This is a genomic window from Spongiimicrobium salis (genome assembly GCF_043678055.1).
Lineage (GTDB): Bacteria > Bacteroidota > Bacteroidia > Flavobacteriales > Flavobacteriaceae > Spongiimicrobium > Spongiimicrobium salis.
The window spans coordinates 388,386-401,885 of record NZ_JBHEQA010000001.1 but is presented as its reverse complement, the minus strand read 5'-3'; the positions used below and the strand labels follow the sequence as shown (position 1 = coordinate 401,885).

Annotated in this window: 11 protein-coding genes and 2 tRNA genes; 7 read left to right on the top strand and 6 right to left on the bottom strand. The window is 39.7% G+C overall.

Features of this window, described 5'->3' with window-relative positions; all coding sequences use genetic code 11:
- Positions 1–10: 10 nt before the first annotated feature.
- Positions 11–691 carry a GTP cyclohydrolase I FolE gene (gene folE / locus ACEXOE_RS01900; protein ID WP_394747031.1) on the bottom strand — a complete coding sequence of 227 codons (681 nt, stop codon included), beginning with the start codon at positions 689–691 and terminating at the stop codon, positions 11–13.
- 136 nt (positions 692–827) lie between these two features.
- Here folE and ACEXOE_RS01895 point away from each other — a divergent pair, with 136 nt between their 5' ends.
- Together ACEXOE_RS01895 and ACEXOE_RS01890 are read left to right on the top strand one after the other, a co-directional pair.
- Positions 828–2,633: a T9SS type B sorting domain-containing protein gene (locus ACEXOE_RS01895; protein WP_394747030.1), complete on the top strand. Its 1,806-nt coding sequence runs from the start codon at positions 828–830 to the stop codon at positions 2,631–2,633.
- Between the two features lie 128 nt (positions 2,634–2,761).
- Positions 2,762–4,180 (top strand): T9SS type B sorting domain-containing protein, encoded by a 1,419-nt coding sequence (locus ACEXOE_RS01890; RefSeq protein WP_394747029.1) that lies wholly within the window; start codon positions 2,762–2,764, stop codon positions 4,178–4,180.
- Positions 4,181–4,259: 79 nt separating this feature from the next.
- Here the strand turns inward: ACEXOE_RS01890 and ACEXOE_RS01885 are convergent, their stop codons facing one another.
- Together ACEXOE_RS01885 and ACEXOE_RS01880 are read right to left on the bottom strand one after the other, a co-directional pair.
- Positions 4,260–5,768, bottom strand: a complete 1,509-nt coding sequence (locus ACEXOE_RS01885; protein WP_394747028.1) for an OmpP1/FadL family transporter — start codon at positions 5,766–5,768, stop codon at positions 4,260–4,262.
- 53 nt (positions 5,769–5,821) lie between these two features.
- The gene (locus ACEXOE_RS01880) at positions 5,822–7,174 is read right to left on the bottom strand and encodes a hypothetical protein (protein WP_394747027.1); all 1,353 of its coding nucleotides are present in this window, start codon (positions 7,172–7,174) and stop codon (positions 5,822–5,824) included.
- 97 nt (positions 7,175–7,271) lie between these two features.
- Between ACEXOE_RS01880 and proS the strand changes: the two genes are divergently transcribed.
- The 4 genes from proS (at position 7,272) to rpsT (ending at position 9,350) form a co-directional block, all read left to right on the top strand.
- The gene (gene proS, locus ACEXOE_RS01875) at positions 7,272–8,747 is read left to right on the top strand and encodes a proline--tRNA ligase (RefSeq protein ID WP_394747026.1); all 1,476 of its coding nucleotides are present in this window, start codon (positions 7,272–7,274) and stop codon (positions 8,745–8,747) included.
- Positions 8,748–8,861: 114 nt separating this feature from the next.
- A tRNA-Glu gene (locus ACEXOE_RS01870) sits at positions 8,862–8,933 on the top strand.
- 48 nt (positions 8,934–8,981) lie between these two features.
- A tRNA-Glu gene (locus ACEXOE_RS01865) sits at positions 8,982–9,053 on the top strand.
- 45 nt (positions 9,054–9,098) lie between these two features.
- Positions 9,099–9,350 carry a 30S ribosomal protein S20 gene (gene rpsT / locus ACEXOE_RS01860; RefSeq protein WP_394747025.1) on the top strand — a complete coding sequence of 84 codons (252 nt, stop codon included), beginning with the start codon at positions 9,099–9,101 and terminating at the stop codon, positions 9,348–9,350.
- A gap of 80 nt (positions 9,351–9,430) precedes the next feature.
- Here the strand turns inward: rpsT and ACEXOE_RS01855 are convergent, their stop codons facing one another.
- The 3 genes from ACEXOE_RS01855 to rho all read right to left on the bottom strand — a co-directional run bounded on the left by ACEXOE_RS01855 (position 9,431) and on the right by rho (position 12,883).
- The gene (locus tag ACEXOE_RS01855; RefSeq protein WP_394747024.1) at positions 9,431–10,120 is read right to left on the bottom strand and encodes a hypothetical protein; all 690 of its coding nucleotides are present in this window, start codon (positions 10,118–10,120) and stop codon (positions 9,431–9,433) included.
- Positions 10,121–10,154: 34 nt separating this feature from the next.
- A complete protein-coding gene (locus ACEXOE_RS01850) occupies positions 10,155–10,871 on the bottom strand; it encodes a hypothetical protein (RefSeq protein ID WP_394747023.1) in 717 nt (238 codons plus the stop codon).
- A 290-nt stretch (positions 10,872–11,161) separates the two neighbouring features.
- Positions 11,162–12,883, bottom strand: coding sequence for a transcription termination factor Rho (gene rho / locus ACEXOE_RS01845; protein ID WP_394747022.1), 1,722 nt, complete (start codon positions 12,881–12,883; stop codon positions 11,162–11,164).
- 192 nt (positions 12,884–13,075) lie between these two features.
- Here rho and ACEXOE_RS01840 point away from each other — a divergent pair, with 192 nt between their 5' ends.
- The gene (locus tag ACEXOE_RS01840) at positions 13,076–13,486 is read left to right on the top strand and encodes a DUF4293 domain-containing protein (protein WP_394747021.1); all 411 of its coding nucleotides are present in this window, start codon (positions 13,076–13,078) and stop codon (positions 13,484–13,486) included.
- Positions 13,487–13,500 lie beyond the last annotated feature (14 nt).

The following is a 13,500-nucleotide window of genomic DNA, read 5'->3' as shown; positions in this document are numbered from 1 at the left end:
AGGCGGGCAATTAGAAATTGGTATCTAGATTGATGTAATTTAGAAATTCCCGGCGGACAGATTCTTCTTTGAATTTTCCTCCGAATTCTGAAGTTACGGTACTACTTTCAATATCGCGTATACCTCTGGAGTTTACGCAGAGATGTTTGGCATCAATAACACAGGCCACATCTTCCGTGTTCAATACTTTTTGTAGTTCTTTTACAATCTGGATATTAAGCCTTTCCTGTACTTGAGGTCTTTTTGCAAAATAATCAACAATACGATTCATCTTAGATAAACCAACCACGGTGCCATTGGAAATATAGGCTACGTGTGCCCGCCCAACAATAGGGAGCAAGTGATGCTCACAAGTGGAATAAAGTGTGATGTTTTTTTCCACTAACATCTCCCCGTATTTGTACTTATTGTCAAAAGTAGAAGCTTTGGGTTTGCGATCGGGGTGTAAGCCCGAGAATATTTCTTTTACAAACATTTTGGCTACACGCTTGGGAGTGCCTTTTAGGCTATCATCGTTAAGATCCAGACCCAAGGTCTCCATAATATCATAAATACTATCCTGAATTTTTTTGATTTTTTCAGAATCGTCCAAAATAAAAGCATCTTTGCGTAATGGAGTATTCTCAGAGGTCGCCACATGGTTGTCTCCTAACTCTTCAAAATGCTCTTCCAATGCATTGTCAATTTTCATCTAAATCGGCCTTTTTCGAAAAGCAAAGATATACATAAAATGGCACTTAATACCCTATTTACTTGCTTACACAACATAAATTAGTGTTAAGGAAAGACGTGCCATAATTTTAATACACCTCAAAGAAGAACCGCATATGACAAAGTATGGTGCAGTTTTATGGTCTTTCCTTTGCATGGGAATGACTTTCGCATGGGCACAAGTCGCTCCAGACTGTGCTACGGCCATACCCATTTGCAATAACACGCCAGTGAATGGAGGAACCAATGGCTTTGGGAGTGATGATTTTAATGGGGCTGCCCGAACTGGTTGTTTGGAACAAACGACTACCGGAGCTATAGAATCCAACTCGGCCTGGTATAGATTTCGTACTTCCGCTTCAGGGCAATTGGGTTTCAATATCGGTTTTGATGCTTCAGAAGATTGGGATTTTGCCTTGTATCGATCTGCTGATTGCGATAATTTAGGAGATCCGATCCGCTGTAATTTCTTTGATAATAGTGATAACGAAAGTTTTATGGGAGTAGGAGTGGATCCTACCGGAGATACAGATACCGTTCTATATGAAGATTGGTTGGATGTAGCGCCGGGGGAAGATTATTATTTGCTCATCAATAATTTCAGCAATACCAATACGGGATTCTCCATACAGTTTTCAGGAAATATATTTGTTACCAACCCTAATGATGCCTTGGATTGCTCTATTATTAGCAACTTGCTGGGGCCTCCTAGAGCTGCCTGTGAAAATGACAATATTATTTTGGACGCAACTACGGCCACAGCCACTTCGTATACTTGGTTTATGGATGTTGGCATGGGGTTTCAGGCGATTTCCGGAGCAAGTGACCCAACGTTTCAAGTATTGCAGTCTGCGCTGTATAGGGTAGAAGTGCAACTTCCAGATGGCAGTAGCATTATTAGTGATGCACAGGTAGAACTAACACCCTTGCCGACTACCTTTCCAGTGATGGATGAGGCTTCATGTTCCAATCAAAATACCTTTGATTTGTCCCAAAAAGATGTGGAGGCCTTGGGAGGACAAGACCCTATGGCCTATATGGTAACCTATTACGGTAGTCTGGCAGATGCCCTTAACGGTGTAAACAATCTGCCGACACAATACGCAACTTCTGGCAATACTGAGATAATCTATGCCCGGACTTCATCCATAGCTAACCCTAGATGTTTTGATTCGCCTCAAGAATTTCAATTAACGGCCTTGGAAACTCCGATCTTGGATTTTCCCACGGAAGTTTTTCTGTGTGCAGAAAATGAGGTTTTAACGATAGGGGATAATTCCCCAAATGCCTCCTATACCTATCAATGGGATTCCGGGGAAAGTACAGCAATGATTGCCATTTCACAGGTAGGAACCTATACTTTAATAGCAAGTAACATCCAAGGAGGACTCGTCTGTGAAGCAATGAGAACAGTAACCGTGTCCATGTCTACGGCACCTCAAATTACAGATGTAATTATAAACGACTTACAGGATAATAATAGTATTCGCATTATTACGGATGTCGTGGGGGATTTTGAATATCAATTGGATCAAGGTGATTTCCAGGAAAGTAACAGTTTCAATAATGTTTCCGAAGGAACACATACGGTAACCATCAATGATCGAAACGGTTGTGGAATGGTGAGCGAAACTATTACGGTCAACGGCTTTCCCAAATTCTTTACGCCCAATGGGGATGGCAGAAACGATCTGTGGCAAATTTCAGGAATTGAGAATTTACAGAATGCCAGGGTTTTTATCTACGATCGCTATGGGAAATTGTTGAAACAATTGACTGCAAACACGCCTGGCTGGGATGGCACTTTTAATGGACGTGAACTTCCCGAAAGTGACTATTGGTTTAAGCTTACCTACGAAAATGCGGTAGGAGGGGAAGTGACTTCAAAATTCCTGAACAATCATTTCACTTTAAAGCGGTAAAAGTCTAAAAAAAGACTTTAAAGTGCAGTTTGTCGATTAAGTGTTTAAATTTTCGGATGAAATATACTAAAACAACTTCACGGGAGTTATAATTATGGCCAAACCTTTCATATTTAAGATAACTATTCATGCGAACATTTCTTTGTTCTATTAGCAGTATATTCCTTTTTTGTATTGGGTCATATGCCCAAAACTCCCCTGATTGTAGGAGTGCAATTCCTGTATGTGCAGACGGACCTATTTTTTCCCAGGCCGATGGTCTTGGGGATGTAGAAGATTTTGATCCCGATCTCATTGTTGAGACGGGTTGTTTGCAAAAGGGAAGTGTAAGTGAAGCCAATATTGAAAATAACACGTCTTGGTATGTGTTTAGAGCTGGAACCGATGGACAACTCGGTTTTGATATTGAGGCATTGCCCGTACCCGGCTCTTCAATCATTACTGCAGAATGGGATTTTGCGGTTTACGGACCCGATGTGGATTGTGCGGATATTAGCAATGGAACGGCCCAGCCCATACGATGTAATTATGAGAATAACGGTACTGCTTTTACGGGAGTAGGTGTAAATCCAGAAAATGGGCAGGAAGGAGCGCCTCCATTAGTACAAAACTTAAACACCTATGACGAATGGTTGGATGTACGTGAAGGGGAGGTGTATTTTATTTTGATCAATAATTTTCTGACCAACTTTAACGGAGATCCGGAACCTTTTTCCTTAACGTTCACAGGAAGCTCTGTGGATGCGGATCAAAATACGGCACTGGACTGTACATTACGGGACGAATTTTTAGGGTTGGATATTGTGGCATGTGAAGGCGATCCCGATATTGTTCTGAGTGCATTGCGTTCACCGGCAGGACCAGACATTGCAAGTGTCACCTGGTCTGTAGATGCCGATGGGGATGGGATTCCCGATACACCGCCTTTGGCTTCCGGACCTACGGAAACAGAATATGTGGTCACTAGTCCAAATTCTGGTCTGTACTTCGTAGAAATTATTACAACTGCTGGCGTATCGATCAGCGATGAGATACAAATTACCTTTCTTCCTATACCGGTCTTGCGAGAAGTGGTGATTTTAGATGATATCTCCAATAGCAATAACATTCGTATAGAAGTAGAGGGCAACAGTGATTACGAGTATGCCATCAATGGTGGGGAATTTCAAGATTCCAATGTTTTCATTGATGTACCGCCTGGCGAAAACACGGTAATTATTAACGACTTAAATGGATGTGGTATCACGGAACCCATTCCTTTCCTAGTAGTGGGTTATCCAAAATTCTTTACACCCAATGCCGATGGTTTGCATGATTCGTGGCATATATTGGGGGTGGAAACACTGACTGACCCCACGGTATTCATTTTTGATCGCTATGGAAAATTATTGAAGCAATTGACTGCAAATACTCCTGGATGGGACGGCACTTTTAATGGCAGACCCATGCCTTCGTCGGACTATTGGTTTAAATTTGATTATTCCCGTCAGGAAAACGGAATGTTGGTTGCCAGAACTGTCCGCACACATTTTACCTTAAAACGATAGGGGTTAAAACAACAGATTGCTTTCCATTTTTAATTGAAAAGCAATCCATATATCGTATCAAAGGCTCAAAAAAGATAAGTTACAGATTTAAGGTGTAACTCAAGGTGACGTTTGTGTTGATGGCATTGATCAAAGCAGGAGTGGTTACTCCAGTATCGAACAATTGTTCGTTAATATCTTGTTCGGATCTGCTATACGTAAGGTCTAATCTACTTCCTCCAAAATTGAATCCTATTCCAGCCGAATAACCCGTAAGATCTCCAATGGTCTGTCCATCTGCATAAGGGCTTTCCTCAAAACGATATCCTCCACGTAAGCTGACATTGTCTATTTTGAATTCCCCACCGACTCTATAGGTGGAAACTTCACCCAAAGTATTGGAAATGGCAGTGTTCACCGTGGCGAAGCTTGGATCGCTGGTTGGGCGTAGTTCGGCTTGGGTAAAATCTTGATAGCCGTAATCAAAGCTCAAAAGTCCTTGTTTTCCAAAAATAAGCGCTAAACTTCCGGTGACTTTTCCGGGAGTTTTAATGGTATAGGCATCGAAAAGATTTACAATGTTAAAATCGATAAAGTTAATATCGTCATCGGCCAAATCAGAATTGATGCGTTGTGAAGTGTCATCGGTTAAGCGATACCATGTTGGAGATTGATAACTTCCTCCAATGCGTACGCTGTTGTTCAATTTTGCTATTGCCCCTACGCTGAACGAAAAACCATTTCCTTCGGTATGCAATAAATTGTCAAAATTCACAAATTGTATTTCGGAATCGGCATCAAAACCACTTTCGCTTAACCGCGTCAGACGGTCATAGACTACCGTATGAAAATTTAGGGAGGCACCAATATAAAGGTGATCCTTATACTGTGAAGCCAGATTTAAATTAAACTTGCTGTTAAAACCAGAAGTAGACTGCAAGAATTCTTGGTTTACCGCAGTGTAGGAAGCATTGGATACATATCCCGTATTGTTGGGATCTGTAACATCCAAAGGATCAATGATGCCCCCAAAATATCCTAAAAAGGTCTGTTGGTCGGCAAATCCAAGCTCTGCACCAATATCCAGATAGGCTTGCTCTATAAACTCTCCATCCTGTAAAAATAGAGGGCCTAAGGGAGTACCTTGGGCAAAGTTTAAAAAGTAATTGTCTATGCCCTGATCGCTTCTACCGGAAGCAAAAAATTCATTGTCGTAATTTTCGACAATATCATAATTCAACCCTAGAGTTATTTTTTTCCATTCCGCATCGTCATCGCTGCTTTTAAATACGAATACGGCCCCAATCTGATTCAATTCAATAGAATTGAAGGTGGTATTGTTCGTCGTATTGAAATAAGTAGCGTCATTATCATTATTGTAGTTAGATCCCGAAAGGGTAAATAAACTATTATTAAAGACAGCGGCGCCAGCAGGATTGATGTTTACCGCAGATAGATCTCCTCCTAATGCTCCGAAGGCTCCGCTCAGTCCTTGAAAACGTGCTGTACCTTGAAGGTTTTCTGTGCTATATCGCACCACATCGTTGATGTTTTGAGCGCTACCTATAGCGCATACCAAGACCATGATGAAAATTGAGTATCTTTTCATTTGACTAAATTATTTTGAAAGTTTTTTGATGATTTCTTACCGTCTAAATTAGGTTATCGTCTTCTTCCACTACTTCTAGAGGATGATCTGCCCGAAGATCTTGAACTGCTTCGGCCGCCTGAAGACCGAATAGAACTGCTTCTGCCTGAAGAACGTATGGAGCCACTTCTACTGGAGCTTCTGGAAGATCCCCTGTAGCTACTGCCACTACTCCTTCTGCTTCCTGATCTAATGGAAGAACCGCGATTTGTACTTCTGGAAGATGAACTTCTGTAGCCACTACTTCTAGAACTGTTTCCGGAACGTCTATATCCTGAGGAACTTCTTCGTGAGCTGCTATTGCCTCTGCTGATTCCTGAACCTCTGCTATACCTTGATGAACTTCGCGCTGAATTGCCTCTATAATTTTGGCTGCTTCTAGAGCTTCCATTATACCTTGGAACAGCTCTTGTGCTTCTACTGCTTCTAAAGGCCGCATTTCTTCCTCTTGATGATCGTATGGAATTACCGCTTCTCCTTGCAGCAATACCTGCGCCTCTGTTGGAGCGTATCGCTGTTCCATTTCTTCCGATCCTGGACCTTGAAGTATTTAAATTGGATCGTCCATTTCTACGAGCAACGCTAGACCTTGAAGAACGTGCACTTGCTATCCCATTTCTATTGTAAAAACCTCGTCGTCCTCTGTTGAAGGCAAAGTTTCGCCCTCCTCGGAATCCAAAACCTCTATTGTAGAATCTACCATAGCGGTAAGGGGAATAGAATCCTCCATATCCAAAACGGTTAAATCCAAAACCAAGACCAAAACCACCATAGCCATAACCAAAGCCTCCGAAACCATAGCCTAGGCCAAAACCACCATAGCCAAATCCGCCAGGACCATAGCCATAACCGCTATAGCCAAAACCACCGAATCTGCCAAAGCCTAGAAATCCCCAGGGATCATAAAATCCTCCGCCAAAACCATAGGGGCCATAGAATCCATTAAATCCGTAAAGACCTCCATATCCGTAATCATGAAAGTTTATGGTGACATTACTTTGGTTATCTCCCCAACCAGGATTTCCATTATACGTATTGTAATCATTAAAATAATCGGTGTCAACATTAATACTATCATTGGCAATATCGCTACTGTAGCTATCAATATCCGTAAATATTTCACTATCCAATATTTCTTGATACTGATCGGCTTTTTGGGCAAAATATTGTTCGTAAGTGTTATCGGTGTTCTGTCTTGTTACATTTCTCGGTGCCCTTTCCGTGCTACTACGATTGCTACTACTATAGATTCCATCATTGTCATAATACGATGACTGTTGATAAGAACCGCAAGAAGCTAAAAACGTGCCGATAAGGGCAATTAGGCTTACGATGCGTATTCTTTTGTAGGGTAGAGAATGTATCATAGTTGTAAATTTAATGTTGAACATTGTAAAAATAGTTTAATTTTACCGAACTATTTTATTGATATTAGGTCGCAAGTTTTGTGCCAAACTTTACATTATGGGTAAAAATTTAACGAAAAGAAGTGAAGATTATTCTAAATGGTATAATGAACTTGTTGTTAAAGCGGATTTAGCGGAAAATTCAGGAGTCAGAGGTTGTATGGTCATTAAACCATACGGTTTTGCCATTTGGGAAAAAATGCAAGCAGGATTGGATAAGATGTTCAAGGAAACAGGACACGAAAATGCCTATTTCCCATTGTTTATCCCCAAATCATATTTGAGTAAGGAAGCAAGTCATGTAGAAGGGTTTGCCAAAGAGTGTGCCGTTGTAACACATTATCGCTTAAAGAATGCGGAAGACGGTGGTGGCATCATTGTGGACCCCGAAGCAAAATTGGAAGAAGAGCTTATCGTAAGACCTACTTCGGAGACCATTATTTGGGATACCTATCGCCGATGGATACAATCCTATAGGGATTTGCCTTTACTGATTAACCAATGGGCCAACGTAGTGCGATGGGAAATGCGTACCCGACTCTTTTTGCGTACTGCAGAATTTCTATGGCAAGAAGGACATACGGCACATGCGACGGAGAAAGAAGCTATTGCCGAAGCGGAACAGATGATGCATGTATATGCCGATTTTTCGGAAAATCATATGGCCGTACCTGTTATAAAAGGAGTGAAGACAGAAAGCGAGCGTTTTGCCGGAGCGGTGGAAACCTATTGTATTGAAGCGTTGATGCAAGATGGAAAGGCGCTCCAAGCAGGGACGTCGCACTTTTTAGGACAGAACTTTGCCAAAGCGTTTGATGTAAAGTATGCCAACAAAGAAGGAAAACAAGAACATGTTTGGGCCACTTCCTGGGGCGTATCTACACGACTTATGGGAGCATTGATCATGACGCACAGTGATGATAATGGATTGGTATTGCCTCCAAAATTAGCGCCTATTCAAGTGGTGATCGTACCTATTTATAGAGGAAAAGAGCAATTGGATCGAATTTCTGAAAACGTGATGCCTTTGGTCAAAGCGCTTCGGGCTAAGGGAATTTCTGTAAAATACGATAATAGGGATACCCATAAACCTGGATTTAAGTTCAATGAATATGAATTGAAAGGAGTTCCTGTTCGATTGGCGATAGGGCAGCGCGATTTGGAGAATGGAACTTACGAAGTGGCAAGAAGGGACACTTTGGAAAAAGTGACGATAGCTGCAGATGAGGTGGTCGCTAAAATCGAGTTTTTATTGGAGGACATTCAGAAAAATATTTACCAGAAGGCTTTAGAACATCGCGAAGGCCACATCACAAATGTGGAGTCTTATGAAGAATTCAAAAAAGTTTTGGAAGAAAAAGGTGGTTTTATAGCGGCGCATTGGGATGGTAGTGCGGCAACGGAAGAAAAGATAAAGAATGAAACCAAGGCCACCATCCGTTGTATTCCTTTAGAAACTGAAACCGTAGCAGGGAGCTGTATGGTTACAGGGGCACCTTCTAAAAAAAGAGTGCTTTTTGCCAAGGCCTATTAGCGGTTATTTTAGTATATTTCAGTAGGAAAATAAGATATATTGCAAAAAATAATATTTAGGTATTGCGATAGTAAAAAATAATTGTATTTTTGCATCCGCAATTGTGCAAATTATGGTCCGTTCGTCTAGGGGTTAGGACGCCAGGTTTTCATCCTGGTAACAGGGGTTCGATTCCCCTACGGACTACAAAGTTGTTTTAAGAGCAATCTTTAACGACTAAATTGAAATCATAATGGTCCGTTCGTCTAGGGGTTAGGACGCCAGGTTTTCATCCTGGTAACAGGGGTTCGATTCCCCTACGGACTACAACAGTACAATGGGGAGACCCATAAAAAAATAACAAAAGATAAAATGGCAAATCATAAGTCAGCATTAAAAAGAATCAGAAGAAACGAAGCAGTACGTTTACGTAATAGATATCAGCATAAAACCATGCGTAATGCATTGCGTAAATTGCGTTCTGAAGAAGATAAGAAAACTGCGGAGACCTTATTGCCAACAGTGGTAAGTATGATCGATAAATTGGCGAAACGCAATATTATCCACTCCAATAAGGCAGCTAACTTAAAGAGCAAATTGTCAAAGCAAATTGCTGCCATGTAAGGAACAATCTGTTTTCAAGAAATTAAAAGCGCTTTTCATTCGAAAAGCGCTTTTTGTATTTATACATAATTTTTAAATTATCATTGCGCAATTCTTCCTTTGGTCATTCGTAAAAAACCTAAGATAAAACAAGTGTACATGCATACGATTAGAATATGCAGGATGGTCAAAATATGATACTCATAATAAATCTGAGGATCATTTTCTATGATGTATACCAAAAAAGGGTAGAACGGATAGAAAATTAAAAAACCAATGCATATCCATAACATTAAAATATTATAGCGCGACTTTATTATTCGCGTTGCCTTCTGTACTTGCTTAAGGTACAATATGGTTATTCCCAATAAAATAAGGGAGCCTGAAAAAATACAATACATAGGCGTGGACAAAAAGATATCTTCAAAAGATATGTTGACGATGCTTATGACACTAAATAGAACTGCCCCGTATTTTACATAGTTTTTGTGTATTTCCTTATGCATTGATCGCCAAAACACATAAAAGAAATACAAAAAGAAAATGATATCAAAAATATTATAAATGAGTTTATTGTATTGCGAATGTTGTTCTAAATCAATATAAATAATTTGAAAAATATCTATATGTTTAATCAGTCCTCCGAGAATTTCATTTAAAAGTGTATATGCAATAATAATAGGGAAAAACTTCAGAGGACTTTCATAATAATAGCGATAGCGCACTATTGAAAAAACCAAGGCAATACTGTACAAAATAATGAAATAATTCTTTTGTATGATTTCTATCATAATAGTGCTTCTATAGCTAAAAGGAAAAATAAAATTAATAAGGAGGTGGAGCTATATTGCCTCTATTCAAGAACATGGAAGTTGTATCCACAAACATGATCGGAGGTTTTTTAGCTGCTGTGTTTAAGGAAGGAAATAGGGATGCATTGTTTTTTTCGGGCTGCCCAATTTGCCCTAAACCAGATTGTCCCTTCACAAATTCAAAAGCGTTGGACAATAATACTGGTTTGTGATTTTTGCCACCCTCATGTATTCCATAGAAAAGATAGTCTCTTTTGCCTCTTTTTATGGTGGGGGCAATAACTACAGAGTTTTGTCCGGGATGGATAATGCTATCTCCATTTGGAAACTTGGCTTCATCCGGATAATTCACAAAATAAATGCGAATTGTGCTGATATCTTCCTTTAGGTTGCCCGCTTGTTGTTCAATATACTCCATATATTGCTTAATGGTCTTGTAGTCGTACTCAACATAGCGCCCAATGTTAAACGTATCCTTGCTTCGCTTTCGGTGAAGGATCGAATCTTCAAAATGACGTATCAAAGGAACACGGCGTTCGGTATACATTTTGTACATCATTTTGGCTTCCTTCAAGGAGACAATTTGCTTTGGTGGTTTTACAGGTTTTTGTGGTTTTTCCCCTTCTTCCCCACCTTCTTTTTTGTATTCGCCTTCAGCACAGTTGCTTAAGGAAAAAATCATAACGGAACACAAAAATAGAAATACAAAGACATTGGTTTTTTTTCTCATAATGTTAGTGTTTTAAATTAAATTTAAGCCTTTGTATGAAGCTTGCTAGGGGGAAATCACATTCTTTATACTTGATAAATATATCTTAAAATAGTGATATTTTAAAGAATAAATTGGGGAAAAGAAACGAATATACCTATAACAGAAGGCAAGTGCCTTGTTAAAAATGTAAGATGGGCTGCGATTTTTTTCAAAACCGCTTTTTATGGCAATAGTGTTTCGTACAGTGCATAAAAAAGCCTAAAATCAGAATAATTTTAGGCTTTTTTAAGAAGGGGGTTATGAAAACTCTATTGACTCATGGTCATCAAAAACTCCTCATTGTTTTTAGTCTGTTTAATACGCTGCTCCATAAATTCCATAGCCTCTACAGGATTCATATCGGCCAAATACTTACGCAAAATCCACATGCGTTGAATGGTATTTTCTTCCAATAGAATATCATCCCTACGGGTACTGGAGGAGGTAAGGTCAATGGCTGGGAATATTCTTCTATTGGATATTTTACGATCCAACTGCAATTCCATATTACCTGTTCCTTTGAATTCTTCAAAGATCACTTCATCCATCTTAGAACCGGTTTCTGTCAAAGCCGTGGCAATTATGGATAAAGAACCGCCATTTTCAATATTTCTGGCCGCTCCAAAGAAACGTTTTGGTTTGTGTAGGGCATTAGCATCCACACCACCACTCAATACCTTACCAGAGGCCGGTTGCACGGTATTATATGCTCTTGCCAAACGTGTTATGGAATCCAAAAGGATAACCACATCATGGCCACATTCAACCAGACGTTTTGCCTTTTCCAATACAATATTGGCTACGCGCACATGTTCTGTAGCTTCCTTGTCAAAGGTAGAAGCAACAACCTCGCCACGTACATTCCGTTGCATATCGGTAACTTCCTCGGGACGTTCGTCGATGAGCAATATGATTTGATATACTTCGGGATGATTTGCCGCAATGGCATTGGCAACATCTTTGAGTAACATTGTTTTACCTGTTTTAGGTTGGGAAACAATCATGCCACGTTGCCCTTTTCCTATGGGAGAAAACAAATCGATAATTCTTGTAGAGATGGTGCTTTGACGTTCCGCTAAGTTAAATTTTTCCTGAGGGAACAGGGGCGTCAAATGCTCAAAGGACACACGGTCTCGAACCACTTGAGGTGCCAAACCATTAATTTTATTGACTTTGATCAAAGGGAAATATTTTTCGCCTTCTTTAGGGGGGCGTACATTTCCTAAGACCGTATCCCCGGTCTTTAATCCAAATAACCTGATTTGGGATTGCGACACATAAATATCGTCTGGAGAGGATAAATAATTATAGTCCGAAGAACGCAAGAAACCATAACCATCTTGCATAATGTCCAAGACACCTTCACTTTCTATGATGCTGTCAAATTCGAACTCAGGTTCCTTATACCGGTTTTTTAAATCTTTATCAAAATTACTGTTCTTGTCGTGATTGTTTTTTTGATGATGATTTCCTTTTTTGTGCTGTTGGTTCTTGTGTTGGGACTGATTCTTATGCTGTGGAGCATTTTTTTGATTCTGATGTCCGTTGGAACTATGTTGCTGTTGCGACTTCCGATCATCCTGGGCATCTCCACGTTTGGGATTGCGATCATGGGTTTTCTTGGTGTCAACAGTCTTTTTAGTATCATTTGAAGTTTGCTCGGCGGCAACTTTGGGCTTTGAAGTCGAATTTTCAGTATTCGTATTGCCTTTTGGGGCCGGTTTGGAAATGCGTTCTCTTTTGGGTTTGGATGGAGCTTGCTTTTTCTCTGTGGCTTCTTTTTTAGAAGAAACCTTGGGCTTAGCCTCATTTTGCGGCTTTTCCTGTACAATTTTTTCTTGTACAATCTTGGGGTTGGAGGCCTGAACATCGAGGATTTGATAGACTAAATCTAGTTTTTTTAATGACTTGTATTTAGGGATTTTAAGCCCCTTGGCCATTTCTTGAAGCTCAGGAAGTTTCTTTGCTTTTAAATCTGAAATCTCAAACATTGAATGTTGAATAAATTAATACGTGTGTTGAAAAATATGGATTGTATCGTTATGTGGATATTACGTGGGAATGAAACCCGTTTTGGTAAGTGTGATAACTAATAACAAAGCGAAATTACAAATTATTTTCAACATTTGGGGGATAATTTTTGAAAAGAGACTTATTTTTGTGCTTTCATACGAACAAATAATATGATTCAGCGAATACAAACTTTCTATCTTATCATAGTAGCGCTTCTGGCAGGTGGTCTGCCTTTTGTGTTAAAACTCTGGTCTGATACCGAAGGGAATGCTATTTTTGCTCATAATGTAGTGCCAGTTTCCATTGCTTTTTACGTATCTGCCGTATTGGCTATAGTGGCAATAGCACTTTTTAAAAATAGAAAAAATCAATTTGTGGTAAACAGATTGAATATGATATTACATCTTTTTTTACTGGGATTTTTCGTTTATCGATCGCTAAGCTTATCCGGAGAAACTATGATTTCTGAGAAGGGTATTGGGATGTTGATTCCTGTATTTTCTATCGTTTTTTTAGTCCTGGCCAACAGGGCTATAAAGAAGGATGAAGATCTTGTAAAATCTGTTGATCGTTTGCGTTAAACCTAACATCTTAG